This is a genomic window from Bradyrhizobium sp. S3.7.6, from assembly GCF_054061875.1.
The window spans coordinates 8307940-8333906 of record NZ_JBSSEQ010000001.1 but is presented as its reverse complement, the minus strand read 5'-3'; the positions used below and the strand labels follow the sequence as shown (position 1 = coordinate 8333906).

Genomic DNA, 25967 nt, shown 5'->3' with positions numbered 1-25967 from the left:
GATGCCCGGGACAAGCCCGGGCATGACGACCTCCCGTGAACTGTCACCACCTCAGTGCAGCGGATCGCCCTGGCCGAGCGCGTAGGCGACGAGGTCCTTCAGCGCGAAGCTGGAGCCGGTCACCGGCGTCCATTGCGGGTCGAGCGACAGCACGGAGGAATGGTCGCCGAACATCATGCCGAGGAAGACCTCGGCCACGATGCGACCGCCGACGGGGCCGAGCTGCGGCGTGTTGATTCCGGTCGCCGGCGCGCCGGTAGCCGGGATCGTCACCGCGGTCTGGAATTGCCGCGCCTCGGCCAGGATGTAGGTCCAGAGCGGGCAATTGCCGGCAAACACCCCGTTCGCGATGGTCGCGATCCCAGTTTGCGGATCGCCCGCGCCGGGCTCGTCGACGGCCTTGCCGACGATGATCTGATCATCCGTCAGCGGCGTCAGGTTCATCGCCTTGGCGACGGCCTGGCCGGACGGCAGGCCGAGCCGCCAGCTGCGCTCGAGATTGCGCAGCGCCAGCGACGACGGATTGGACGCGACCTCCGGCGGCAGCTTGCGCAGCGGATCGACCAGCGATGCGTCGATGCGATAGGCAAACTGCAGTCGCTTCTTGTTGTCAGGATTGGTGTCGTCGTCCTCGACACCATAGGGGCGCGTGTCCAGATCGATGAAGCGGCCCCAATCCATGGCGCGTCCCGGGCCCATGGCGCGGAAGCCGGTCAGCGCGTTCTTGTCGGGATTGTGGGGGTCGGGGAAGATCTGCAATAGCATGTTGTCCGCATCGTTCAGCCGATAACCGGGGCGGATCATGGAATGGCCGAGACGGTAGGCCGCAACCGAGAACTCGACCGGCATGAACGGATAAGTCTTCCAGTGGTAGTGAGCGAGCTTGCTGCGGTCGTATTGGCCCGCGGTCCTCAACTCGTCCAGCACGCTGGCGTGAACGATTCGCGGCAGGAAGTCGTTCAGCACGACGTATTGATAATGGAATCGGACGCGCTGCTGCACGTCCTCGAACGACAGGCTGTCATTATCGTCGACCATGCGGTTGTGAAAGCGCAGCATCAAGGCCTGGAACTGCGAGACGATGCTGTTCTCGTCGTTGCGGGGGTCGCCGATCAGGGCGCGGCCCTTGAAGCGCGGCAGGTCGCTGGCATCGGGCACGCCCGCGCCGGTCAGCTTCTCGCCGAGCCGGAACTTGATGCCGTCATACATGTAGGGCTGATCGTTCGGACCACGGCCGTAGAGATTGTCCAGATCGAGCGACGGCGTGCGGAAGTCGACGAGCCCGTCGGGATCCTGCTGCTTGGTCAGCGAGCTGACCGGATCGAAGGTGATGTCGTGGTCGATGAACTGGCCGAAATAGGTGTAGAGCGCGGGAATGCCGCTCTCCTCCGCGTCCGGCCCGTCCTTCGGACCATCGAAGTCGGCGACCATCTTGTCGGCCAGCGCCGAAAGGTTCGCGACATTGTCGGCGTCGTTCGGACCGAATTTCGCCGGCGTGAGCTTGCGGAACATGCGTCCGAAACGGCCCTGGGAAAGCGGCGAACGCGTTGCGTTCAGACCGCGCGGAACAACGCTGTGGCGGCTGCTCATTGAAAACACCTCCCTGAAAAGTCACGACGTGCAACGAATAAAGCTAAAGTTGTTCGCAACAGAATATGCATGTCACGCTAGATCAGGCGATTGGGTGCCACAAGCGATCTGCTTCACACACTGTGCGGCATCGATGATGTTCCGAAAGGGAGCGTTGCGAACAAGCTGCGGTCGCGCTTTGCAAATTTTTCCCGGAGCGATGACGGATAACATTCTCGTCATCGGCATGCGCGAGCAGCTTCGCGCAAGTGAGTTCGCCGGACTGTCGGCGAAGTGGATCGTCTTCACGCAATAAGTGTGGCGGCGTGCGCGTCATGCGCGCACGCCGCGATGTCTTCAGTAGGCGTACTGCTGCGAGAACGCGTAGCGCGGATTGATGCCGCAAGAGGCCGACGTGCCGGAGGCGGTGGCGAGGCACTGCTGATAGCTCGCGAACTGGCTGTTGCCGGGATAGCCCCACATGCGTCCCTGCAGGCAATATCGATCGTTTGCAGGATGTGCCTGGGCGGCCGGGGATGCTACGGCGACCAGGGCGGCGAACGATGCGAGAGTGAGGATGATGCGACGCATTTCAATCTCCTTCGAGAGCGGGTGGACGGGAACGTCAGCGAGCTGGGCTCGTCTGAGGCATGTCATGCCTATCTTGGTGTCGGCGGAATGCCGTGCGTTCGCGACATGGCACATCATGACGCAGCCGGCGGCCAGGAATGTGATCTACGCCACAGTTCGCGGTGGGGGCCGGGCCTATCGTGAGAAGACGTGCACGCGTCGATCCCGGAGAATCAGGCTTGTCTCATTCGGATCAGGTATTTTGGAGGTTCTAATGCAAAGGTCATATTTGCTGGCTGCGACAGCAGCGCTGGCGCTTTTCATGCAAATACCGCTCGCGCTGGCCCAGAGTGCGCCGGCCGCCGGTGGAACCGCAGCGCCTACCGCGACGACCACTGCGCCGGCAGCGACGACGACAACGCCGGCCGCGACCAGCGACACCTCCAGCCAGCCGGCCGACTCCAAGAAGAGCGCATCGAAGAAGCCGGCGAAGAAGAAGATGACGCGGCAGCAGGAAATCGATCATTCGGTCGACACCGGCACCGTGCCCGCGCGCTACCGCAGCTCTGTGCCCAAGCAGTACCAGCAGTACATTCCGTTCGATAAGCGGTGACGGGTCTCACGGCGGGCGACGTGATCAGACGTCGGGCCGCCGGTGCCATCGTGGCCTTGGTGTGACGCCTTGTCGTAGCGCCTTAACCAAGCGGAATCCGGCCATACATCCCCAGTGGCGGTCCGCGAGAGCGGTGCTAGAGTAGGCCGAAGCCCCGGGGGGAGAAATGAGCGACGACGTGAAGGATGCTGGCCTTGTGGCCATGATCAGCAGCATCCTGGGAGGCAACAAGCGCGCAGACAGCAGTGCTCCGCCGCCGCTCACCGAGGTTCCGCCGACAGCGCCGACGAACGGGTTCGACCTGGTCGAGCCGTCCACCCCCGATCCTGCACCGGCCGAATCCGACGATGCGCCCGATGCCGTGCCGGCTGCCGCGAAGCCGGTCGAGCGGCCGGCGAAAATCACGACGACGCCTGATGGCAAGAAGCTGCTTCCCGCCGAGGCGATTGCCGATCTGGTGCTTGGCGAGCTGCGCAAGCTGGAGAATTTTCCGGCGACCGGCGCCTCCGTCACGGTCTACGGTTACAAGCACTGGAATGCGATGATCACCTTCGCGCCGTTCTCGACCACGTTCCAGAACGCGACGCGGTTCCGCCAGGCCGTACCGGACCTGGTCTTCAAGCTGCGCCGTTTCGTCGAACTTGAGATATAGTCCGGGACAATCACCGGCTGCTGTTCGGCGCGATTCCCCGTTGTGGGGCGAGGCGCGAGCGGGTGTCCGAAACAGTTCGACAGGATCTTGAATTGAGCGTCGCCTTTACCAAGGAAGAAAGCGCCGAAACCGCGTCCGAGACGCTGCTGCCGGATCGCCCGATCTCGCCTCATCCAAACCTCGTGACGGAAGCAGGCTTGCAGGCGCTGCAGGCGCAGCTGCGCGAGGCGCGCGAGGCCTATGAAGCCGCGCAAGCCATCGAGGACGTCAACGAAAAGCGCCGGCAGTCGGCGGTGCCCTTGCGCGATGCTCGCTATCTGACCGAACGGCTGCGCACGGCGCAGGTCATTCCCGATCCGGCGTCGACCGATGTCGTCGCCTTCGGCAGCACCGTGACCTTCAGCCGCACCGACGGCCGCGTGCAGACCTATCGCATCGTCGGCGAGGACGAAGCGGATCCAAAGGCCGGATCGATCTCGTTCGTGGCGCCGGTTGCGAAGTCGCTGATCGGGAAGGCGGTGGGCGATGTCGTGGGTTCAGGCGCGCAAGAGATCGAGATTCTGTCGATCGCGTAGGGATGCGATCTGAGGCCTGAATGGTGGGCGCGTGAGGATCCAACTCCGACGGCTCTGGCTTCGGATTGGTTGCGCCAACTCCGATCGCGTCACTGGGTCAGTTGCGCTGCCGCGATTCACTTCGCTGTTCAAAAGCCGCGAAGGTCATATAGTGAGGGGGTATCAAGACCAATTCATTGCGTGTCAGGCCAAGGGAGCGATCCATGCGGAAGTCCCTATACTTCGTCATCGCAGCCGGTCTCGGCCTATCAGGACCACAAGCTCTGGTCGCGCAAGACGATGTAGATCAGCAGCTCGGCAGCGTTCATTTCCAGACCTCTTGCAACGATGTGGCCCAGCGTCGTTTCGATCGCGGGATGCGCTATCAGCATTCCTACTGGTACGCCAACGCCAAGGAGATCTTCGAGGAAGCCATCAAGGCTGACCCGACATGCAGCATGGCCTATTGGGGCATTGCGCTCACCTACATGGACAATCCGCACAATGCTATTCCAAAGCCGAACCTGGCGCCGGGCCTCGCCGCGATCATGAAGGCCAAGGAGATCGGCGCCGCGACCGAGCGCGAGCGCGACTACATCGATGCGCTGATGGTGATGTATGCCGATTACGACAAGATCCCTCACGTCCAGCGGATGCGCATGCTGCGTGACGCGCAGGCCCGCGTCGCGGCAAAATATCCAGACGACGACGAAGCCCAGATCGCCTACGCCATTACGCTCAATACGTCGGCGGATCTGAACGACAAGACCTATGCGCAGCAAATTAAAGGCGCGGCGATTCTCGAGCCGATCTCCAGGCGGCTGCCGATGCATCCGGGCGTGACGCATTATCTGATCCATCTCTACGACTACCCGGCGCTGGCGCAGAAAGGGCTCGATGCCGCCAATCGTTACGCCAAGATCGCGCCGGCCGCGCCGCACGCCCAGCACATGCCCTCCCACATCTACACGCGCGTCGGCTATTGGAAGGAATCGATCGACTCCAACACTGCTTCCGTGAAAGCCGCGATGGCCGAAAAGTCGGTCGGCAACTACCTGCATGCGCAGGACTACATGGTCTATGCTTACCTGCAGCTCGGCCAGGACAAGCAGGCGCGTGCCGTCATCGACGACATGATCAAGGAGACCGACTTCAAGGCGACGGTCGCGGCGGCAGACTACGCGCTGGCGGCTTCGCCGGCGCGTTATGCGATCGACCGTGGCGATTGGGAGGGTGCCTCGCAGCTGCCGGTCAGGCCGAGCAACCTCAACTTTGCGATGGCGGTAACGCATTTCGCCCGGGCTCTCGGCGCGGCGCGCTCCGGCAAACCGGAAGCCGCCAAGGCCGACATCCAGAAGCTGGCGGAATTGCGCGACAAGCTGCAGGACGCCAAGGACAGTTATTGGTCCGGAATCGTCGACATCCAGCGTCAGGTCGCCGTCGCCTGGGTGCTTTACGCCGAGGGCAAGTATGACGAGGCGCTCAATGCGATGAGCGCCGCGGCGGATGCAGAGGACAAGACGGAAAAGCACGTGATCACGCCCGGACCGCTGGCGCCGGCGCGCGAGCTTTACGGCTTCATGCTGCTCGATCGCGGCATGGCCAAGGAGGCGCTTGCTGCATTCGAGGCAACCAAGGCGAAGGAGCCTAACCGCTTGCACGCTTTCGCGGGGGCGGCCAAGGCGGCCGAAGCCCTTGGTGACAGGGAAGGGGCACGGCAGAACTGTCAGCAGCTCGTAACGCTGACGGCCAGTGCCGATTCGGAACGCCCCGAGGTCGCGGCGGCGAAGCAATACCTCGCCAGCAACTGAGCCGGAACGAGAACGGTGGAATGATGAGAAGGGCAGCCGCCATCGCCGTCGCAGCAATCTCGCTGGGAAGCGCGCTGGCGGCGTCGCTCGTGTGGCTCCATGTGCCACGGCATGCCGCCGCAAATTCCGCCACGCCGGTGTGGCACGAGGTGACTTGGCCGTTCTCGATCGACCAATGGGGCAAGGGAAAGGCGTTCCGGTGCAAGGCTTCCGACTGCGGTGTCGAGGTGACGCTGTACCTGCGCGCCAAGATAGGTTTTTGCAATTGCGCGACGGGCGTCGCCGATGACGAGGACCTCGATCGCATGGGCGATACCGTTCTCCTGGGCGAAGTCTCTCCACGCGGTTCCGGCCATCCCATCAGGATTGCGTCGATGAACGGTCGCAGCCGCGCCTACACGCTCAACTCACGTGGCGCTCCCGGCAAAACGCTGGTGTCGGTCGTCTACAACGAGCGTTGCGACATGATCGCAGCGACCGCTGTCACCGGCTCCGATCGGCCGGAGACCATCGAACCCCGCGTGATCGAGTTTCTGGGCGGCAGCACCGCGATGCACTGGGCTGAGGTCACACTAGGTCTGTGATCGACTGCACCTTCCCGATCGGCGGGCATTTCAATGCGGCGATTGGCCCGCGCAGCCGGGGCGAGGATTGCTATCGACAGGGGCAATCTCATTCGCCTAAACATGAGCCATGCGTTTCCGTTGTCTTGTCCCGATATTGAAGGTCTCCGCCGTGTCCGCGAAACAAAGCGCGGCGGCTGGATGAGGCGGTTTTTGTCGGGGGCGTTGCCGTTCTACGCGCTGGCCGGATTGGCCATGTGCATGTACCTCGTCCTGTACAAGACGAACCTGTTCGACTTGAACGCGATCGTCCAGGGTGCGACCGGTTCGGCATGGTTTCCGGTCTTCATGTTCGCTTGCGTGCTCCTGGAGTCGGTCTTTCCGTATTTCGGCTATTTTCCCGGAACCGCCCTCATCCTGATGTCCGTGGCGCTCAATCCGAAGCCTGCGGATGTCTCCGTTTTCATCGTGGCGTGGGCGGCCATCATCGTGGGCGCCGTTCTGAGTTACGGACAGGCTCGCTTTTTCAGGCCGATGTTGCAGCGGGTTGCCTCAAAAGCGGCAATGAGCCGATGTGAGTCCCTCCTCGACTCCTACGGTCCTTATGCGCGCGTTGCCTTGTTCGTTCATCCCAACGCTTGCGCGATGTATTTCACGGCCCTCGGACTTCTTGGCCGGAACCTGACGCGAGAGCTCGCTTATCTCAGTGTGGGTGCAGCAGCCTCCGTGGGCATTCTGTTCGTCATTGTGACCAGACTGGTGTCGTCCGCAGGCGCCACCGATGATGGGGAATTGCAGGTGCTGCTGGCGGCAGGCCTGGTCGCTATCGGAACCCTCGTCGGTCTCTACGCCGCCTTCCGGCCGGATCGGGCTGCTTGAGGCTTGAATCCGGAAGACTGCGAACCGGCTTTCCGACCAGAGAGCCCGCTTTGAGCTTGGTCGGTCATGATCCATGTGCGGAAGCACCCAAGTCAGAGCCTAAACCAAGGCAGGGTGAGATAGACGCAAGCGATCATCGAGAGGATGGGAATTATCCACACCCATCCCGACCAGAAGTTTCGCACTGAACGTCCGGGTAACGACGCAGCAACGAGGGCGACGATCAGTGCCCCGAGCGCGGCCGTCGCGGCCCACCCGTACCAGTACATCGCTGGAGCTAGAAATCCCATCGCAGGGTCAGCAACGTCTCGCGAATGATGCGTGCCCGCCAGCACGATGCCGAGCGACGGGAAAACGGTGAAAAGAGCAAGGTCCTTTGCGAGTGCAACCACGTAGAGGAAGCCAAATGTCGTCCCGAACGCGAATGCAAAGCGGCGGAACGCAGCCGATAACGTCATGCGCCGAAACCCCTGATGTTGTTTACGACGTGGCCAGTTAGGAAGCCCCACCAGATGACAAAGGCGAGGATCGAGGTGAGCATCGTGCGCGTCTGAGCAGGCTCGTCGGCACGCGGCCGTCGCCAGCAAACCCAGTAGGCTGGTAGCAACGCAAAACCGATAGCGGCGAAGTGCTCCTTGAGGTCGAAGAAGCCCAGGGCTGGCCAATGACCGGCGCGCTCTAACTCTGGCCTGATGTCGACGCGAAAATACAGATAGATGATCCCACCGAGCAGGATGGAGATGGCATACAAGACGACGACGGCGTCGGCGAACCGGGCCGATGACACGGAGCGAAAGCGGCCGAAAAACGAACTGGGGCGCGTTCCCACAGTCGCCCACGTCGCCAAGGTCTGGTGCGTAATCGCGCCAAGCAGTGCAACGGCGACCAAGCCGTGAATAATCAGGAGTACTGTCGCCAGAACCTCACTCCCGGCCTATTGCCCGCTTGCTGTCACGTGAAGAGTTCCTCAGTCCCGAATGGCTCCGCCGACCACGGCCGGAAGCGATTGAGGGTGAACTTCGTCTTCTGGCCGGGTTCAACGTCCACCAGCACGTAGTTGTACTCCTCTTGCGGAGGCTGGCCCTTCCAGTAAAGGTCCCGCGGATAGTCGGCGGGCACCTTGATGCTGGTTCGCCCCGGCAGGATTGGGTCTTGTTCTGCGCCCCCACCGCCCAACATCAGATACTTTACCCCATCTACGTCGTAGATTTCCGTGGTGTGGACGTGCCCGTTCAACACGACCACCTCCATGTCCTTGGCATACGACGCAATCACCTTGTGCGGGTTATCGGGAGCCGGGATCGGGCCTAAGCCTGACCGCGCAAACACGGGATAGTGGAAGACGATAAACGCCTTCCGAATGCCATTGGCCTTGGCCTCGTCCATCCACTTTTGAAGCTGGGTCATCTGCTCGGCATATTTTGGCCGATCAGCGTCCCACAGCGACGGCGAACGGTAATCGTACTTGCCACTCCAGAGATAGATGAAGCGGGTGCCCTTGAAGTCGAATTTGTAGATGAGGTTTTCCGGCGTGACGCCGAATTTTTTCAGATACGGCACAGCCGAAAGTACGCCCTCAATCTTTGGGTCGGCCCACACCTCATGATTACCCACACTCATGAAAAAGCGCCCATCCAGACCGGCTGCGCGCATCTCGTCATCCGGCGCGGGTAGTTTCTTCAACATTGTTTCGTTCACGCGCTTCCAGTATGGGCTGTCACTCACGGTCAAGCCCTGATTGCCCCACCACACAGCGTCACCGCTATTGACCACGAATTTGGCGCGACCGGATTGAACGTCCTTGACGATTTCGCGCGTCACCCATTCGCCGCCCTGCAGCCGGAACATGGTTCGATGCACTCCGGGAAGCAATTTCACGTCTTCAACGGATGCCTCGGTGACCCAACCTTTATCTACCGTCAGGGTCATCACTTCCGTCTTGGATGTAAACGGCATGACGACCTTGATCAGGTCCTTTGTGACCGGATCGAAGATCATCTTCACATCCTTCGCTACGACGGCCTCGGCGACCTTCTCCGGCATGACCAATCCGAACATCTCGACGAAGAACTTGCTGAGGTCCGGTTGTCCCTCTTTCAACGGGAGGTACATCATCGGTCGGGTATCGCCGACCGCAGCGAATGAAAAGCCGCCCCCGATGGAAACGGGTGCTTGCGCGGTTGTTGTTTGGGCCTGCGCGTTGGCAACGAGTGGCACGGAGAATGCGGGCAGTGCTGCGAGTGCGCCTAGAACCAGGCGACGACTGGGCTCGTTAGGCCAAGAGGATTGCATAATGATCACCCCTGATCGAGGAGAGGGAATGAGCCGCCGTATCGGGCGCGCAAACAGCCCGATTTGCCGACCGCTTTCCCGTGGACCTTCAGCGGCGGGTAAGCTTGATATAGATCAACGTCCTCATCTGCCGTAGCAGCGAGCACGTAGAGCGGCGGCTGGCAGCTATTCTGGCCGCGGACGCTTGCGGGCATCGCAGGTGTGCAGAAATACAGCGGCAAGGACGTGGCGAACCCACACAGGTGGCGAGCATGATGTCGATGAAATTGCCGCTGTGGCTTCGCTTTTTCCTGCTCGTCGGCGTCGTCGCCTTTGCGGCAGGCGCGGGTCTCCTTGCCTATCGGTACTACAGCCGCCCGGTAACGCTGACTGTGGCGGTCGGCTCGCTCGACGGCGAGGCAGCGAAGGCAATGTCAGCGATAGCAGGCGAGTTCGTTTCAGCGAACGCGCCGGTCCGGCTCAAGGTCATCGACAGCGGCACCGCGCTCGAGGCCGCTGCGGCTTTCTCCGCGGGCAAGGTCGATCTCGCTGTGGTTCGCGGCGATGTCGGCGACTTGTCGCAGGCGCAAGCCGTCGTCGTCGTCAGCCATATGGTCGTACTGATCATCGCGCCGCCGGGATCGTCCATCGACAGCATTGCCAACCTGAAGGGACGCACGGTCGGCGTGGTCGGCGGAGCAGTGAACGCCAAAATTGTCGATGTGTTGACCAAGGGATACGATCTGGCGGGCGCAAAAGTTGTCTTCAAGAACCTTGCTTTGACGGATGTCCGGCAAGCCATTCAGTCGAAGCAAGTCGGCGCCCTGCTTGTCGTGATCCCGCTCGCCGAAAAATACCTCTCGCTCGTTCGCGGATTTTTTCAGCTTGACCGTAAAAAGACCCCGGTACTGATCCCAATCGAGTCCGCGGGGGCAATTGCAGAGAATGAGCGCGCTTTTGAAAGCTTCGACGTCCCGAAGGGCACACTGCGGGGATCGCCGCCGGTCCCGGAAGATGACCTGACGACTCTGAGGACCTCGCTATATCTGGTTGCGCAAAAGAAGCTTGGCACTGATCTGGTAACCGACCTCACGGAGGCGATCATGAGCGCGCGCAGGAATCTTCTGCGTGAGCAGCCGATTTTCGCGCAGATCACCGCGCCCAGCACCGACCAGGATGCCTACCTTCCGCTGCACCCTGGCGCCGCAGCCGTCTACAACAGCACCACGCAAAGCTTCATGGATGAGTACGGCAACTGGATCTATTTGACGCCGATGGTACTGGGTGGCGCTGCCACCATGCTTGCGGCGGCGTGGAAATTCCTGGGCCTCGGCAGCCGCGCAGCCGAAGGCCCGCTCGATTCTCTCTACGCCCTGGCGCGCCGGATTCGGAAAGTCGATACAGAGGCTGAACTTTCGGATATCGAAGACGAAATCGACCGCATTCTAAAGGTGGAGCTCGCCAAATCCGCTGCTGGAGACGAGAGCGCGGTGGATGATGCCACATTGAACGTGGCAGCCCACCGGCTGGAGAGCTTGATTCACGACCGACGCACATTGATCGCCAAGGGACCCGCAGTTGCCTCCGCGGCGAAGGCGACACAGCGCTAAGTCACGACACGCCTCGCAACACAGTGGTGAATCATGAATGCAATCGCGCTATCGTGCATCACGTTTCTATGCATCTCAGGCGGTGCCCTGCTCGGTATGTTCCTTCCTGGGCATCACCTGAGCACGGATGACAAGGATGTGGTCAGGCTGGGCACGGGCCTCATCGGGACGATAGCCGCGCTTGTCCTCGGCCTGCTGATCGCCTCGGCGAAGGGCTCATACGACACGCAGAGCACTCAAGTCACGCAGATGACGAGCAATGTTGTCCTGCTCGACAATCTGCTGGCGCAGTACGGACCGGAGGCGAATGACGAACGCAACCTTTTGCGGCGGGCCATCGTTGTTTTAGCCGATCGAATGTGGCGCGAGAAAAGTTCCGAGGTTGCCAAGGCGAACCCCTTCGAGGCGAGCGCCGCAAGCGAAGCATTCTTTGCGAAGCTTCAGCAGCTTTCGCCGCAGAACGATTCCCAACGCTCCCTGCAAGCCAGGGCCCTACAGATCGCCACCGACATTGCGCAAACCCGCCTGTCGCTGTTCGCACAGACGAACAACTCGATCCCTATGCCGTTCCTGGTGGTGCTGATTTTCTGGCTCACCATCATCTTTGGAAGCTTCGGCCTGTTTGCCAAACCCAGCGCAACCGTTTTCGGCTCGCTGTTCGTTTTTGCACTGTCGGCCGCCGGGGCGATCTACCTGGTCCTGGAGCTGGGTCAGCCATTTGCGGGTTTGATGCAAATTTCCAGCGCGCCACTGCGCGACGCCCTCACGCCGCTCGGCCCCTAAGCCATTCGCATGATCGAGATTGCCGGCCAGAGCGAGCCCCGACGGTTATCGTGGTCGTCGCGACCTGCTGCCGCGGCTTTTCGAATTGATCAAGGTGCGCATTGTGCTGAGATGTCCGAATCTGGCCCATGTCGGTCGGCTGATTTCTGCTTGCGAGGGCAAAGCGGACGTTTGGGAAATTAGCGAGGTCGACTAGGGGCCAGAAGCGGAATAGAAGCGGCCTAATCGTATGATGGACAGACGACAGGCAAAGGCGCCGCACCTCGTTTTCGGTGCGGATAGCCTGTGCAGAAATTCTTGACACAGTCCGGGTTTTTCCCGGTCCCACATTTCTTGCATCTCTCCACGCAGTCCTCGTAAGTGACCCCCGGGTGAACTTGCTGAATTAGCGGAGGCTGCGGGGGGGTCTGAGTCTGAGCGAATGCCGGAGCAAGCAAGAGCCCAAAGAGTAGCAACGCGACGAGGCGCTTCATGTGGGCGTGCTCCCTTTTCTGCGGACGAGCTTACGCAGTGTTGCCGCGTTGCTCGGCAGCGGCCGCACGAAGTTAGCATGTCACTCCACGTGCGCACCTGCTGGCGGCACGTCGGGTGGGAGTCCTGATGCAAGCACCATTCGCAGTGCGGCGCATACCCGGTCCGCATGCTTCGCGGACTTGGATGACAATCCCGTCCGGCTGTTGAAGGGGTATCAGGAGCATGGCCTGCGCCGATGACGCCAAGGCCAGTGCGAAGGCAACAGCAAATAACCTGATCATTGTTGCTCTCCTGTTGAAGTCGCCCAAAACAGGGTAGTCGCCCTTAAGCGCGCATCGGCGCACATCTGGGGCCGGAGGTCGTTGATCTGGATCAACGAGCGTAGTCTGCCGAAGCGGGGCAAGGGCGTGCCGCCACTCGCTGATGGGCCAAAGGGCGACATTGGATGACGTGAGGTGCTGACGACGCTCGGTCAGGGCTAACAGCGTCGCTTGAGCATCGTATTGCTCCTGCGCGAGCTGCAGTTGGGCCTTCGCCTTTGCGGTCGTCGCCGAGGCCTGATCAACGGACGCCCCGAGCTGGACGACATTGGCCTCCGCGTCCGCGAGCCCCGCCCGCTTTTCCTCGACGATATATTCGTAAGGCTTGGGATCGATCCTGAAAAGAACTTCGCCGGCTTCGAGGTGCTGGTTAGTGCGCCCGGCGCGGATGTTGAAAACCTGAACGCCGCCTGCGCGGTGGCGTTAGAGATGAGTCGCGTGGCCGCGATCTATTGCCGAAAGCGATACTCTCGCTGCTCGTCACCCTGATACTAACGCAACACGACCGCGTTCCCATCCCTCGTTTGCCAAAACTGGAGCTAAGGGATGGCGCTTGTCATTAATGGTGGCCGCCCGATCCTCCGCCACCCCGCCATGTCCTTCGAGGAATACATAGTTCTGCCAGCTGCGCATGCGCAGAAGAATTTTCCGTAACAACGAAAGCTCATGAAAATGCTCGGTGTAAATGGCGGCTTCGCCTTCCGAACCAAGCGGCACCTGGTAACCGGACACGTCATCGACGAGGTCAAGGACGGCCAGAGCCCGGTCTCCAGTCGGCGGCCCCTCGACATTCACTAGCGTGCCCGTGGTTTGAAGCTGGCCGCTAGCGATCGCATCAATCACGAGGCGGACCTTGGCCTTGAATACGCGACCCGGTATGCCCTTGAACAGAACTTCGCCTTCATTGCCAGGACGAACACGCTGCAGGGTGTTTTGCTGAAACGCCGCTACCAAAGCCCGGTCCCTATGGCTGTCGTTGACGAAAATCATGGCTGGACGGAACGGCGCCGGGACCACATACACGCCCGGCCGCAATACCAGCTCGGTGACAAAGCCGCCTGTCGGGGCTCGAACAATGGTCTGGTCCAGATCGTATTGAGCATCGGCAAGCTCATTGCGTAAACGTACGATGACCGAGTGTTCACCATCAACAGTCGCGCCAAACGCTTGTCGGGTTCGATCTTCTGCAGCAGCGGCCTCGGCGACTGTCTGTTTTGCCGCATCGAAGTTGCGCGTTGCGGTGTCGAGTGTTGCCTTCGCCACCACGTTTTTCTGGAACAGCGTCAACTGACTATCGTAGTTTTCCTGCGCGAGCTGCAGTTGGGCGTTCGCTTTTCCCGTCACCGCCGATGCCTGATCGACGGACGCCTTGAGCTGGGCGACATTGGCCTCCGCGTCCGCCAGCCCCGCTCGCTTTTGCGCGACGATGTATTCGTAAGGCTTGGGATCGATCTTGAAGAGAACTTCTCCGGCTTCGAGGTGCTGGTTGGTACGGTCCTCAACCGGTACCTCGATCACGCGCCCCTTCACCCCGGGCAGTACAGGGGTGACCGCGAAATAGATGCGCGTGTTGGTCGAGAACGGGTGGTTGTAGGCCATGGTTATGAACAGCAGCGCAAGGCCAAAGGCGCCGCCGAGTACTGCTGTCACCAGCGTCCATTGATTGACCGGGATTCTGAAAATCTTGAAGATGGCATAGCAGAGTGCGGCGTAGGTCAATACGAGCAAGAGTTCCATCTGCGACCTCCCACTCCGAGCTGTGAGCGTGCATCAGCTATCGCCGAGCACCTCGGCCCTTCGCATCTGCCCCTTCCGTCGCAGGAGCGCTCACCTCGGCGGCTGAACCCGATGATCCAGGCGACTCGACCGCAACCCGGCGCCCGCCTTTGCTCAATTGAGCTGCTCGATCTCCGATCTCGAGCTTGGCCTCGACCTCTGCCATGCGACGCCTGAGTTCCTCCAACTCAGCCACCGCCTCCTTCGGCGAGGCCGGCTCGCCCGGCTGGTGAGCGAAACCCCAGCCTCGATCCGGCTTATACATCATCGCCCAGATCCAGAGGAACGGCCACAGCACATGCAGCAAGAACAGGCTGATCCAGCCGGCGGCGTGGATCGCGTCCGCGTGTGGATGGTGACGCGCGTGCGCGATCTTGGCTGGAATGTCGTGGATCGCGATCATGCCGTACACCAGAACGATCACCACGAAAAACAGCAAGCCAAGTGCGAAGTAGTTCAGGAATGGATCTTCCATGCTCGCCCTCATTCAGGTGGAGCATTACGTGCCTTGAGCACTCTCTATGTCGACCACGTCACTAACGGCTTGAGAACTTGGAATTATGGATGCATCAAGCCCCTCAAGCCCCGCGCCTCGTACGTGCGCTTGCGCAGGTCAAATTTGTGCTTCCTGGCGGGCGGCGCTCTCCCGCTGCTGCCAGATGCAATCACGCATCGCGATTGCACTATTGCCAATTGCAGCAATAACTCGCACGCCCCGCCGAAGTGCAGTTGATATAGATCAAGCTTTTTGCCTTGCCGCCACTTCACTGAACGGCCTGCTCGGCGGAGTCGTCGCCCCTACTGGCCTAGCTGATGTCTGTAGTTATCCGGTTCGCCATGGTGGGTAAGAGCTTCCGACCAAGTGGACCAAGATGAAGGGAGTTCCGCCATGAATTCTGATCAAGCGAGGCTCACCCACGCGCATCTACGAACCCCACGAGCCGCGGCTGTTGCGGGCATCTTGTTTTCGGTTCTTTTGTTCGCAGTCTTCTGGCTCATGCGGCTTTCGATCCCCGGTGATCCCTTCGAACCGGGGGCTTGGCTCGAAGGCAGTTTGACCTACGTGACGCTCGCGATGAACCTCGTGCCTTTTGCCGGCGTCGCCTTTCTTTGGTTTATTGGCGTGCTTCGCGACAGGCTTGGTGCGCGCGAAGACCAGTTTTTTGCAACGGTCTTCCTGGGTAGCGGCTTGTTGCTGCTGGCGATGCTTTTCGCGGCCGCGGCGGCGTTTGGCGCCATCATTACTGCATTTCATGCCGCTCCCGGAGCGCTCGAAAACTCACCGACTTTTCATTTCGGACGCGGCCTAGCCTATGGGATGATCAACATCTACCTGATCAAGACAGCTACCGTCTTCATGTTTACGACGTCCACCATCGCCCTCTACACACATTTGACGCCTCGCTGGCTCGCACTTGGGGGATACGTCGTAGCGATCATACTCCTCATCGGGAGCTACTATCTCGACTGGAGCCTGCTGGTATTCCCGCTCTGGGTCCTGTTGATCAGCCTATCCATTCTGTGGGAGAAGGAGGCGGCACCGAGTTCGTCGTGAGGTCCTCCCTCCACGAAGTAATGAGCTAGAACCGTTACCACTGCGCCGCTGCCGCGCGCATCACGCGCCTAGCCGAGGTCCCCCGTGCTTGGGAAAAATTCAACTCCAGGAGCCCTTCGGTGCCGATGGCCAGTTGGCTTCTGATGTTCGATTCGATACGCCGCGATCTCGAGGATCCATAACGATCTCGTGGTGCGATCAGAGAGATCGGTGTAACGTTTGTTCCGCTATCCGAGAAGACGGGCAATTCGCTCCGACCGAACAATGGCGCCGCCAAGATCGACAAATCCGGCAAGGTCGTGCGGGGCTGCCGCCAGTCCGACGCCTTTCGTGTCGCCCGCATGCGGTGCCCACACCTCCCGGGTCTCAAGAAGGTAGACGCCATACACCGCCTGCAGTTCACCCGCCTCGTTAGTCCCGACGCCTTGCTGTATTGAATAAGCAGCGAGCGCGGCGTTGGTCACAATCGATGCCTCAATAAGAGCCTCTCGGTATCGCGGGCGGTGCGCAACCTCCGGTCCGAACGCCGTAGCCAACTTCCTTGCGCACGTCTGAATCACGACCAGCAAACGATCCAGAATGTTGCGCAGCGAATGCTTCGTCGCGAGGGACAGGTAGTCGCCGGGATCCAGAAACACATCCACAGCGCTGGTCACAGCGCCGCATCCGCTATGTCCCAAGACAACGATGAGTTTTACACTGCCGTTTAGGTGCTCCACCGCAAACTTCAGGCTGCCCAGGACGTCCTTGCCCAGCACGTTGCCTGCGACCCTGACGACGAAGAGGTCGTTCGGACCTTCGTTGAAAATGAGTTCGATCGGCACCCTGGCGTCCGAGCAGCCAAGAACCGCGGCGAAGGGGTGTTGGGTGGGTGTTCCGATTTGGCCAGAGATCAGGCCTAGATCACGCGCATCGACGGGCACGACCCTCTCTGTCCGCCCATGTTCGTCTTTGACTTGGTCGAGCAGCGCGGCGAAGGTCCGGTTGCCTTCATCGAGACGAAGTCGCGCTTCGTCGCTATCGGACGGTCGGTGTCTCGCAGGCGCATCTGCTTGATATCGGTAGATGACGTCGACCGTTTTCACATCGGCTTCCTTTTGCGGACAAGGTTAGCCTACCTGTCTCAAGGTCACCAAAAGCACCTTCTCGACAGTTGCGGTGCGATCGATGCCTCCAACCTTGTCCTCGAGGCCATCGGCGCGCAGGAGATCGCGCACCCTCCCGCGGGCGCCGACGATCCGCAGCGCGATACCGCGGCCGGAAAGCTCAGTCTCCAGCTCGCGCAGGATCCGCGAACCCGCGAGATCGATATACGGCGATGCGGACAGATCGCAGACCGCCAAACGGATTGGGTCCGGGGGGATTGAACGCGATTCAGAACCGCTTCCAGCACGGTATCGGCATTGGTGTACATGAGTGAGGCCTCCGGCCGAAACACGATCACGCCGGGCACCGGCTCGTTGTCAGGATGGCGCTCCATATCGGAATATTGTTCGGTCCCCGGAATCCGCCCGAGGAAGGCGACGTGGGGCTGCGATGCACGTGCCAGCAGCAGCAGAATGGAAGCCAGCGCCGCGAGCAGGATGCCGTGCAGAATTCCGAGCCAGAGCACGGCGAGGAGCGCGATTGCGGCTGCCAGGAAGTCGATGCGGCTGACCTGCCACATGCGGAGCATCGCCGGGAAATCCAATAGTCCATACACGGCGGTGAGGACGACCGCGGCCAGCACAGCCTTCGGAAGGTTCTCCAAAAACCCCGTGAGAAAAAGCAGGCACAGGGCCAGTGTGGCCGAGGCGAAGATGAGCGCCAAAGCGGAACGGGCGCCGGCCTTGTCGTTGACGGCCGACTGCGACAGTCCACCGGCAACCGGGTAGCCCTGACCAATGGCTGCGGCGAGATTGGCGGCGGCGATGCCGAGAAGTTCCTGGCGTGCGTCGACCGCATAGCCGTGCTTCGCCGCAAGGGTTCGCGCCGCGGACACGCCTTCGATGTAGGCCAGCAACAGGCAGCCCCCCGCAAGCGGCAGGATGCCCTCGACGTCCCGGATCCGCAGAGCCGGCGGGGCGAGGCTCGGCAGACCCGACGGGATCTTGCCTGTCACGGGAACGCCAAGCGCCGGCAAACCAAGCAGGCTCGCGGCCGCGATGGCCAGCACCACGACGCCGAGCGCGACGGGGCGTCCCGGCAGCAGACGCTCGCCGACGACGAGCAGCACGAGGGCCACGATCCCGACGAGAAGGACAAGCAGCTGGGTCTGACCGAGCTGGCCGACGAGCAGATAGACCCGTTCGAAGAAGTTGTGACCGCCGCCCGGGACGCCGAACAGGCTCGGCAACTGCGTCATCGCGATAGTGAGGCCGGCACCAGCCTTGAACCCGACAAGAATGCTGTCACTGATCAGTTTGACCAGCGCGCTCAACCGCAACAGCCAGGCGAAGAGGCTGAGTGCGGCCACGGTGAAGGCTGCAAGGCTGGCGATCTGCACGTAACGGAGTGTGTCGCCGGCAGCCATCGCGCCCACCGTGCCGGCGATCATGAGCGAGATGGCGGAGGTCGGCCCGATCGCAAGCTGGCGCGAAGAACCGAACAACGCGTAGCCGATTCCTCCCAGCAGGTAGCCGTAGATGCCGACCTGCGGAGGCAGCCCGGCCAGTCCGGCATAGGCAAGGGAGACTGGGATTGCGTAGGCTGCGAGCGTGACGCCGGCGATGATGTCGGAAGGCAGCCAGGCCGCGGAATAATCTGCGAGCCAGCGGGTCGGTGGCAGCCAGGACAGCCACGAACTCTGCCGCTCGACGCTGCCCGTTGGTTCTGTCGCGTCGGCCATCATGCCAAGCCTTTCGGCTGGTGGGACGGCAACGTTGACGACGCTGCGCAGCGATCGCTTGATCCAAGTCAAGGCCCTTGAGGCTTCCCGATCGAAAAATGAGGCATAGACCGGGGTTCGAAAACCGGGGTTCACGATGGACATTGCCAGCCACAGATCAGAGGCCAGGACGAGGCCGACTGCCGGCACAACACCCCACATCGTTTTCCCAAGCGATCGCGCTGCCGCCGGCAAGGCTCTGCGCGACAGGCTCGCGCGCGAGCAACAGGGTCGCTGGAAGCCATCCAGGGAGCGGCCGAATCCCCTCGACATCCTGCTCAAATCGGACGCCGGCCGGGTCAAGAAGCTGATACCGATCCGCTATGGCCGGATGCTGCAATCGCCGTTCGCATTCTTTCGTGGCTCCGCGGGTGTGATGGCCGCGGATTTGGCGCGGACGCCGAGCACCGGACTGAATGTGCAGGCGTGTGGCGACTGCCACCTCGCGAATTTCGGGGGCTTTGCCACCCCCGAGCGACATATCATTTTCGACATCAACGATTTCGATGAGACGTTGCCGGCCCCGTGGGAATGGGACGTCAAGCGTCTCGCCGCCTCGGTGGTGCTCGCCGCACGATCGATCGGATTGTCCGACGTCACGGGCCGCGATTGCGCGATGGCTGCCGCGCGCGGCTATCGCGAACACATGCGCGGATTCTCCAGGATGGATCCACTCGCCGTATGGTACGCGAACATCCCCGCCGAGGATTTGATGGCGATCGCGCCGAAGAGTGCGCGAAAACACCTGCAGCGGCGGATTGACCATGCCGCCGCGGACCGGGGCTCGGAGCTGGATTTTCCCAAGCTTGCCGGCAGCATCGGCGGACAAATCCGCATCATGGAGCAACCTCCGCTCATCTTTCACCCGGATGTGGCTCGCGCTTCTGATTTCCTGTCGGCGCTCGAAGGGATCCTGCGTATCTACCGGGATTCGCTGCCCGATGACCGGCGTCAGCTATTCGACCGCTACCGGCTGGTCGACGCCGCCATCAAGGTGGTCGGCGTTGGAAGCGTGGGTCGGCGATGCTGGATCGTCCTCATGATGTCGGAGGCCAACAGTCCGCTGTTTCTGCAGGTGAAGGAAGCGGCGCATTCCGTTCTGGAGTCCTATGCGGGAAAGAGCGTCTATCGTCATCACGGGCAGCGCGTTGTGATGGGTCAGCGCCTGATGCAGCCCGCCTCAGATATTTTCCTCGGCTGGCTCACGGGCTCTCGCGACCGTCAGTTCTACGTGCGGCAGCTGCGCGACGCCAAAATCAAGCCCCTGATCGAAACTTTCGACGCGAAAGTTCTGGAGGTCTATGCGGGCGCCTGCGGTTGGGTGCTCGCGCGTGCACATGCCAAGGTCAGCGAGATATCGGCGACGATCAGCGGGTATCTCGGCTCATCCAGCGACGAATTCGACCAAGCCATGGGCCACTTTGCGGTTTCCTAGCCGACCAGGCCGAGCGCGACCATGCGACCCTAAAAGCTGCTGTGAAGAAAGGCGACATCAGGGTTTATCTGGAATCCTAGCAACAGTGCTGCGCTGCGGACCAGCAAAGATCTCAGCGGCAGACGTAAGAGCCGTTGACTAGCACGCGCACGCAGGCCGTGCCGGCAGCGGCTGCACCTACAGCAGCGCCGCCAACGACTGCCCGTCGCGTCTGTCGACGCGCAACGCCCGCAACGCTGACAGGGGTCAGCGGGCGACCGACCCGCGCCTGAGCGCTCTCGACAGATAGCGAGACGCCGCCTTGCTCGGACCAGCCGAAAGTAAGCAACACCCCGCCCATCAAGGCGGCAGCTGCGACGGCAAACGTTCCCGTCCGTTTCATAGGCTTTCTCCGTTACGCAACTAATCCCAGTGCATCTTGCTCGCGCGAGCTTCGCCAGACTTGATTCAGATCAAGGGGGCCATCGCAAAGCTCCGGCTCCGGTAGTAACCAAGGGCTAATCTGAAGATTGGAGCGACTTCGGCTCTTTGAGGCCGAGGGCGTTCGTCTGAAAACGCCGAACCCACACGACCTCCGGTCGCCTCAGTCTTCAGGGATGGACATGAATCCTCCCGAGGTCCGCGGTGGGTCAAAAGCCGACCTCGGGTGAATGACCGCTTTTGGCAAAGCGGACGTTCGCACGCCTCGCAAGGGAGCTTTCAGCGACTCTTGGAATCTAGGATCAATGCTGGGCGCACATGGGTCGAACCATGGGCCTCTCGCGTGTCAAGGCGGGCTAGTCGCAGGGGGGGCGGGCCTCTCCTTGGATGATGCCATCATGCCGGTGTTTTGCCCGACGCGTCAATCGAATTTCGGAAAAGGCGTAACCCATTGATCCGACTGACGGCGGCTACTGTGCATGGGGTTGTTTTCGACATTTTTGATTGAGCCGGTCCACGAGCGCCGCGAGGCGTCGACGATGGTCCGCAATCTGGAGGGTTCAGGAAGATGGATGGTGGGCGCACAAGGGATCGAACCTTGGACCTCTCCCGTGTGAAGGGAACGCTCTCCCGCTGAGCTATGCGCCCGGGACCATCATGCCGACGGCCGGACTTTCGGCCGGCCGGCACATCGGAGCCCGCGATTTAGAAGTGCGGGCCAAAGGTGTCAAGTTTCCAGGCGCCTCGAGGCCGGAAAACCTTGCGTCAATCACGCGATTCGCGCGCGAAACCGTGGTTTGGGCCGCTTATGCGCCCTGCTGGCGGGCGCGGGAGGCGTGGGCCTGCAGCGCGCGGATGCGCTCGGCGAGCGTTCCGCCGCCCTCGGGCAGGGTGATTGCGGCCGCGCCATTGCCGGCGGCGTCATTGGCCGGGCGGGGCGCCGGTTTCGGGGGCTGGCCGGCCTCGGCCGCCAGCAGGGCCTCGATCGGCGAGTTCGGGCCTTCGAGCTGCATCGCGAGCTTCGCGACCTCGGCGGCGATGTCGTTGATGCGTTCGCGTAGCAATGCATTCTCCATGCGCTCGGTCGCCCAGGAACTCTCCGCCTGCTGCTGGATCGCATTGATGTCGCGCTGGAGTTTTGCGCGCTCGTCGCGCGCGGTGCGCAGCTGCTCCTCCAGCGCGGTCTTTTCCGCGCGGAGCGATTCGAACGCCGCCGACGATTTGCCGCCGCTTAAGCCGGCGATCTCGACGCGCAGCTCCTTGATGGTGCGATCATTGCCCTCATTGGCCTGGCGGAGCTGGTTGTTCTCGTAGTCGCGCTCGGCGAGCAGCTTGCCCTGCGTGGCGAGGCGGCCTTCGAGATCGGCGACGCGGCCCGACAGCATCTCGGCCTCTTTCACCTGCACGATCAGCTGGCGATCGAGCTCGGTGACGCGCTGGCTCAGATTCTCGACACGGCCGCGCGCATCGCCGAGCTCGCGGGAGGCGGTCTCGGATTCGGTCCGCTCCTGCGTCAGCCGCGCCTGCGTGGCGGCAAATTCCTTCTCGGCGTCGCCGACGCGATTTTTCAAGTTCTCGATCTGCGCGCGCACCGCGACCAGCTCGACCTGCCGGCTCTCCGCCATCATCGAGCGGTCGGACAGCTCGGAATTAATTTTTGCGAGCTCGCCCTGCTTGTCGGTCAGCGCGTTCTCGGCGGCGCGCAGGGCCTCGGTCTTGGCGCTGAATTCCTCTTCGGTGGCGCGGAGCTGCTCCTTCACCGCCTTCTCGCGCGCCTCCAGCGCGAAGATCGTGGCGTTCTTCTCGCCGAGCTCGATCTTCATGCGGTTGATGGCGTCGCTCTTCTTGCCGAGCTCGGCAAGCTGGCTCGTGGTCTTGTTCTTGAGCTGGTCGACGCTCATCTCGAGCCGCCGCGCCGACATGGCGAATTCGGCCCGGAGCTGGTCCTTGTCGGCCTGGATCTCGGCCATCGAGAGCGGCGTGGCGGCCTCGAGCCGGCGCGTGGTCAGGCGGACCGCGCGGTTATGCACCAGCGGCACGATGGCAAGCCCGCACAGCATCGAGAGCAGGAAGCCGATCGCCAGGTACATGATCGGTTCGACCATGGGGCCAGAACTCCGAAAGCAAGGAAAAATTTACCAAAGACAATGCATGGCGGGCCGGCAAAAAGCCAGCCCCGCCCTGTTGTTAACGTGAATCCGGAATCGGACCCGAGGAGGGAGCCCTAGAGCATGATCCGGGCCCGAAGGGCCGCGTCAGCGCAAAGTGCGCAGCGGCTTTCCGGAAAGATCATGCTCGAACAACAATCTAAAGCGCGATCGCGCTTTAGAACGGGTTCCAGGTCGCGCGCGGGGTGAATTTCAAATAGCCGATATTGGCGCCCAGCCGTAGCCCGAGGCCCGAGCGGATCGGCACCAGCACGATGTTGTTGGCGGTGAGCGCCGTCATGCCGAAGCCGCCGATGATATAGGCCGAGCCGTCGATGCCGGCGAAGCGCTGGTAGATCGCGTTGGTGGCGGGCAGGTTGTAGACCAGCGTCATGGTGCGCGCACCGTCGCCGCCCCAGTCGAAGCCGAGCGAGGGGCCCTGCCAATAGACGCGCAGGTCGCCGGCGTTCTTGGTGTAGAGCGTGCCTTCGCCGTAGCGCAGGCCGGCAACGAAGGCGCCGGACCCTTCCTCACCCAGGATATAGCCGTTGGGCAGGCCCCACTGGCTGACGGCCTTCTCGATGATCGAGGCGAGCCCGCGCGAGACGTTGCCGAAGAAGCGGTGGCCGGCGGTCACGAGTTCGTCCGGCCCATAGGTGCTGGGTGACGGGCTCCGCTGCGGCGGCGGCAAATTGGGCGGCGGCGGCTGCTGGGCGGAGGCCGGGACGATCCAGCCGACCAGCGCGGCAAGCGCGACCGCAGCAAGGCGTGATGCGAAAGTCATAAAAGAACCCCTGGTATCGAATGCCGCCGCTTCCTTAACCTGACGCCAACAGGCACGGCTCTAGGTTGCGCCGGATGTCCCCTCGACTCGGATGTTATCCGCAGCAACTATGACGGCACAACGGCAGGAAGATAGCCCTTTGCGCCCCGGAAATGCCTTGATCCGCCTCCTCGTCCGCCTGCTGGCGGGCATTTGGATCGCCTGCGCAGGTTTGCCGGCCGAGGCCGCCACCACCGAGCGGATCGTCGTCAACCGCTTCAGCGGCGTGGCGATCGAGGGGTTCGACCCCGTATCCTATTTCGTCGATGGCGCGGCCGTGCAGGGGACGGCCGAGTTCGAGGCGAACCTCTGGGGCGCGGTCTGGCGTTTCCGCAACGAGGGCAACCGGGCGTCCTTCCTGGCCCATCCCGAGATCTATGGACCGCAGTTCGGCGGCTACGATCCGGCCGACATCGCCCGCGGCGTCGCCGTCGCCGCCAATCCCCGCTTCTACGTGATTTCGGCGCAGCGGCTCTATCTGTTCAGCCGGGAGGCCAATCGCGATGCCTTCGCCGCCGACCCGGAGCGCTTCCTCTATGAGGTACGCAAGCGCTGGCCGGCGCTCCAGGATCAGCTTAGTCAATAACAGCTCAGTCAGTAGCAGCCTGCCGCCCGCGGATCGCCCCAGGCGATGAACTCCGGGATGATGAAGCCGGTGTCGCCGCGCTGGCCGAATCGGAGCTCGCCACCGTTGCCGTCGGTGACCTTGCCGCCTGCCGCCGTCACGACCGCGCAGCCCGCCCCGACATCCCATTCGCAAGTGGGTCCGAAGCGGGGATAGATGTCGGCGCTGCCCTCTGCGATCCGTCCGAATTTCACCGCCGAGCCGACCGTCTTCCTGACCGCATTGGGCCGGCCGTCGATGAACGCCTCGCTTCTGAGGTCGCCATGGGAACGGCTCACCGCCGCGATCCAGGGCTCGCCCTGCGTCGGCAGCGTGCGGGTGCGGACCGGTTCGGCAGCACCGATGTTCACGCCGTCGAACCTGACGCGCTCGGCGCCGCGGCCGACGATGCCGCGCCAGAGCAGGCCGAGTGCGGGCGCGGCTACGATGCCCAGCAGCGGCACGCCTTCGGTCACGAGGGCGAGGTTGACGGTGAACTCGTCGCGGCCGGCGACGAACTCCTTGGTGCCGTCGAGCGGGTCGATCAGGAAGAAGCTGTCGCGGAATGGCGGCGAGGCGAGCTGGGTCCGCTCTTCCGACAACGTCGGCACGTCGCCCGCAAGCTGCGCCAGGCCGTCAGCGATGATGCGGTCGGCGGCGAGATCGGCCTCGGTGACCGGCGAGCCGTCCTGCTTGCCGTCGACCCGCATCGCTGCGCGGTTGACCGCGAGGATCGCTTCGCCCGCCTTTACCACCAGCGCGGTGAGCGGCTCCATCAGGTGGGAGGCGGCCGGGCCGTCGATGATCCGTTTCACCTGCATGCCTCATTCATCGGCAATTCCATCCTACTCGACTGATTCGCCGCGGCTTTAGGGCCGCTTCGAGCCGATCGCAAGCTAGCTGCCACGGGCTTGCGAATGTTAGAACCTGCGGCATTCGTCAAGCATGCGTGATTCGCCGCGTCCGCGCCGTGCAATTCCAGGAACCCTTTATGTCTGACGCTTCGTCACCCGGTACCGCTACCGCTCCAGATGCGCTCGAACTCGCCGCGCTCCTGTGCTCGCGGGTCTGCCACGATCTCATCAGCCCTGTCGGAGCCATCGTCAATGGGCTCGAAGTGCTCGACGACGATCCCAAGCCCGAGGATCGCGAGTTCGCGCTCGATTTGATCCGCAAGAGCGCGAAAACCGCCTCCGCCCGCCTCCAGTTCTGTCGCCTGGCCTTCGGCGCGGCCGGCTCGTCCGGCGCGCAGATCGACCTCGGCGATGCCCAGACCATGGCGCGCGGCCACATCGAGGACGGCAAGTGCTCGATCACCTGGAATCTGCCGCGGCTCTTGCTGCCGAAGAATCGCGTCAAGCTGCTGCTCAATATGCTGGTTGTTTCCCAGCACACGATCCCGCGCGGCGGCATGCTGACGATCGACCCGATCGGTGACGGCGAGACCATGAGCTTCCGCGTCACCGCGACCGGTCATAATGCGCGCCTGCCGCAGAACATCTCCGAGCTCCTGAGCGGAGAGCGCGGCCCGGCCGCGGATGCGCACGCGATCCAGCCTTATTATACGCGGCTGTTGGCGGAGGCTTGCGGGCTCACCGTGAGGCTCGCGCACGAGGGCGAAGCGATCACCATTACCGCGTCGTAAGCGCGCCGCCGCCCTCAAACGTTAATC

Annotated in this window: 25 protein-coding genes, 1 tRNA gene and 1 pseudogene; 13 read left to right on the top strand and 14 right to left on the bottom strand. The window is 62.2% G+C overall.

The window, feature by feature from the left end:
* Positions 1-51: 51 nt before the first annotated feature.
* Together ACVJ5M_RS40205 and ACVJ5M_RS40200 are read right to left on the bottom strand one after the other, a co-directional pair.
* Complete coding sequence (locus ACVJ5M_RS40205) at positions 52-1590, bottom strand: peroxidase family protein (protein ID WP_231143615.1); 1539 nt, start codon at positions 1588-1590, stop codon at positions 52-54.
* Between the two features lie 336 nt (positions 1591-1926).
* Positions 1927-2160, bottom strand: a complete 234-nt coding sequence (locus ACVJ5M_RS40200) for a DUF3551 domain-containing protein (RefSeq protein WP_354099890.1) — start codon at positions 2158-2160, stop codon at positions 1927-1929.
* Between the two features lie 253 nt (positions 2161-2413).
* On the opposite strand from ACVJ5M_RS40200, the gene ACVJ5M_RS40195 reads away from it, so the two are divergent.
* The 6 genes from ACVJ5M_RS40195 (at position 2414) to ACVJ5M_RS40170 (ending at position 7211) form a co-directional block, all read left to right on the top strand.
* Entirely contained in the window at positions 2414-2752 is a 339-nt protein-coding gene (locus ACVJ5M_RS40195; RefSeq protein WP_063985413.1) for a hypothetical protein, read from the top strand.
* 166 nt (positions 2753-2918) lie between these two features.
* Positions 2919-3404 (top strand): hypothetical protein, encoded by a 486-nt coding sequence (locus ACVJ5M_RS40190; RefSeq protein WP_063985412.1) that lies wholly within the window; start codon positions 2919-2921, stop codon positions 3402-3404.
* A 92-nt stretch (positions 3405-3496) separates the two neighbouring features.
* Positions 3497-3979 carry a transcription elongation factor GreA gene (gene greA, locus ACVJ5M_RS40185; protein WP_063985411.1) on the top strand — a complete coding sequence of 161 codons (483 nt, stop codon included), beginning with the start codon at positions 3497-3499 and terminating at the stop codon, positions 3977-3979.
* A 203-nt stretch (positions 3980-4182) separates the two neighbouring features.
* Positions 4183-5769 (top strand): tetratricopeptide repeat protein, encoded by a 1587-nt coding sequence (locus ACVJ5M_RS40180; protein ID WP_063985410.1) that lies wholly within the window; start codon positions 4183-4185, stop codon positions 5767-5769.
* 20 nt (positions 5770-5789) lie between these two features.
* Positions 5790-6353, top strand: a complete 564-nt coding sequence (locus ACVJ5M_RS40175) for a hypothetical protein (protein ID WP_084795301.1) — start codon at positions 5790-5792, stop codon at positions 6351-6353.
* Positions 6354-6533: 180 nt separating this feature from the next.
* Entirely contained in the window at positions 6534-7211 is a 678-nt protein-coding gene (locus ACVJ5M_RS40170; protein ID WP_231145434.1) for a hypothetical protein, read from the top strand.
* Between the two features lie 92 nt (positions 7212-7303).
* Here ACVJ5M_RS40170 and ACVJ5M_RS40165 read toward each other — a convergent pair whose 3' ends face one another.
* The 3 genes from ACVJ5M_RS40165 to ACVJ5M_RS40155 form a co-directional block, all read right to left on the bottom strand.
* Positions 7304-7669 (bottom strand): hypothetical protein, encoded by a 366-nt coding sequence (locus ACVJ5M_RS40165; protein WP_063985409.1) that lies wholly within the window; start codon positions 7667-7669, stop codon positions 7304-7306.
* A complete protein-coding gene (locus tag ACVJ5M_RS40160; RefSeq protein WP_071909693.1) occupies positions 7666-8100 on the bottom strand; it encodes a hypothetical protein in 435 nt (144 codons plus the stop codon). Before ACVJ5M_RS40160 ends, ACVJ5M_RS40165 begins: the two co-directional genes overlap by 4 nt.
* 62 nt (positions 8101-8162) lie before the next feature.
* Positions 8163-9428 carry a metallophosphoesterase family protein gene (locus tag ACVJ5M_RS40155; protein ID WP_231143614.1) on the bottom strand — a complete coding sequence of 422 codons (1266 nt, stop codon included), beginning with the start codon at positions 9426-9428 and terminating at the stop codon, positions 8163-8165.
* Positions 9429-9754: 326 nt separating this feature from the next.
* On the opposite strand from ACVJ5M_RS40155, the gene ACVJ5M_RS40150 reads away from it, so the two are divergent.
* The 3 genes from ACVJ5M_RS40150 to ACVJ5M_RS40140 all read left to right on the top strand — a co-directional run bounded on the left by ACVJ5M_RS40150 (position 9755) and on the right by ACVJ5M_RS40140 (position 13158).
* Positions 9755-11092 (top strand): TAXI family TRAP transporter solute-binding subunit, encoded by a 1338-nt coding sequence (locus ACVJ5M_RS40150; RefSeq protein WP_063985407.1) that lies wholly within the window; start codon positions 9755-9757, stop codon positions 11090-11092.
* Between the two features lie 33 nt (positions 11093-11125).
* Entirely contained in the window at positions 11126-11875 is a 750-nt protein-coding gene (locus tag ACVJ5M_RS40145) for a bestrophin-like domain (RefSeq protein WP_063985406.1), read from the top strand.
* 965 nt (positions 11876-12840) lie between these two features.
* Entirely contained in the window at positions 12841-13158 is a 318-nt protein-coding gene (locus ACVJ5M_RS40140; RefSeq protein WP_187387814.1) for a hypothetical protein, read from the top strand.
* Here ACVJ5M_RS40140 and ACVJ5M_RS40135 read toward each other — a convergent pair.
* Together ACVJ5M_RS40135 and ACVJ5M_RS40130 are read right to left on the bottom strand one after the other, a co-directional pair.
* Positions 13150-14406 (bottom strand): HlyD family secretion protein, encoded by a 1257-nt coding sequence (locus tag ACVJ5M_RS40135; RefSeq protein ID WP_456679610.1) that lies wholly within the window; start codon positions 14404-14406, stop codon positions 13150-13152. The two genes, ACVJ5M_RS40140 and ACVJ5M_RS40135, sit on opposite strands and share 9 nt — an antisense overlap.
* 37 nt (positions 14407-14443) lie before the next feature.
* Positions 14444-14920 (bottom strand): DUF3302 domain-containing protein, encoded by a 477-nt coding sequence (locus ACVJ5M_RS40130; protein WP_084795396.1) that lies wholly within the window; start codon positions 14918-14920, stop codon positions 14444-14446.
* A 414-nt stretch (positions 14921-15334) separates the two neighbouring features.
* Between ACVJ5M_RS40130 and ACVJ5M_RS40125 the strand changes: the two genes are divergently transcribed.
* The gene (locus ACVJ5M_RS40125; RefSeq protein ID WP_063986681.1) at positions 15335-16000 is read left to right on the top strand and encodes a hypothetical protein; all 666 of its coding nucleotides are present in this window, start codon (positions 15335-15337) and stop codon (positions 15998-16000) included.
* Between the two features lie 227 nt (positions 16001-16227).
* Here the strand turns inward: ACVJ5M_RS40125 and ACVJ5M_RS40120 are convergent, their stop codons facing one another.
* Both ACVJ5M_RS40120 and ACVJ5M_RS40115 read right to left on the bottom strand, forming a co-directional pair.
* On the bottom strand, positions 16228-17085 hold the full coding sequence (locus ACVJ5M_RS40120; RefSeq protein WP_354099887.1) for a carbonic anhydrase: 858 nt from the start codon (positions 17083-17085) through the stop codon (positions 16228-16230).
* Positions 17086-17109: 24 nt separating this feature from the next.
* Positions 17110-18827 (bottom strand): annotated as a pseudogene (locus tag ACVJ5M_RS40115) (SulP family inorganic anion transporter).
* A gap of 136 nt (positions 18828-18963) precedes the next feature.
* On the opposite strand from ACVJ5M_RS40115, the gene ACVJ5M_RS40110 reads away from it, so the two are divergent.
* A complete protein-coding gene (locus ACVJ5M_RS40110) occupies positions 18964-20301 on the top strand; it encodes a DUF2252 domain-containing protein (RefSeq protein WP_354099886.1) in 1338 nt (445 codons plus the stop codon).
* Positions 20302-20413: 112 nt separating this feature from the next.
* Here the strand turns inward: ACVJ5M_RS40110 and ACVJ5M_RS40105 are convergent, their stop codons facing one another.
* The 4 genes from ACVJ5M_RS40105 to ACVJ5M_RS40090 all read right to left on the bottom strand — a co-directional run bounded on the left by ACVJ5M_RS40105 (position 20414) and on the right by ACVJ5M_RS40090 (position 23652).
* Positions 20414-20683 carry a hypothetical protein gene (locus ACVJ5M_RS40105; protein WP_084795298.1) on the bottom strand — a complete coding sequence of 90 codons (270 nt, stop codon included), beginning with the start codon at positions 20681-20683 and terminating at the stop codon, positions 20414-20416.
* A 611-nt stretch (positions 20684-21294) separates the two neighbouring features.
* A tRNA-Val gene (locus ACVJ5M_RS40100) sits at positions 21295-21369 on the bottom strand.
* 158 nt (positions 21370-21527) lie between these two features.
* Complete coding sequence (locus ACVJ5M_RS40095; protein ID WP_063985401.1) at positions 21528-22826, bottom strand: coiled-coil domain-containing protein; 1299 nt, start codon at positions 22824-22826, stop codon at positions 21528-21530.
* 220 nt (positions 22827-23046) lie between these two features.
* Entirely contained in the window at positions 23047-23652 is a 606-nt protein-coding gene (locus ACVJ5M_RS40090; protein ID WP_028151234.1) for a DUF1134 domain-containing protein, read from the bottom strand.
* 139 nt (positions 23653-23791) lie between these two features.
* On the opposite strand from ACVJ5M_RS40090, the gene ACVJ5M_RS40085 reads away from it, so the two are divergent.
* A complete protein-coding gene (locus ACVJ5M_RS40085; protein WP_063986679.1) occupies positions 23792-24277 on the top strand; it encodes a YHS domain-containing (seleno)protein in 486 nt (161 codons plus the stop codon).
* Between the two features lie 8 nt (positions 24278-24285).
* Here the strand turns inward: ACVJ5M_RS40085 and ACVJ5M_RS40080 are convergent, their stop codons facing one another.
* A complete protein-coding gene (locus ACVJ5M_RS40080; RefSeq protein WP_187387813.1) occupies positions 24286-25116 on the bottom strand; it encodes a 3'(2'),5'-bisphosphate nucleotidase CysQ family protein in 831 nt (276 codons plus the stop codon).
* Between the two features lie 170 nt (positions 25117-25286).
* Here ACVJ5M_RS40080 and chpT point away from each other — a divergent pair, with 170 nt between their 5' ends.
* Positions 25287-25940: a histidine phosphotransferase ChpT gene (chpT, locus tag ACVJ5M_RS40075; protein ID WP_063985400.1), complete on the top strand. Its 654-nt coding sequence runs from the start codon at positions 25287-25289 to the stop codon at positions 25938-25940.
* The last annotated feature ends 27 nt before the right edge of the window (positions 25941-25967 follow it).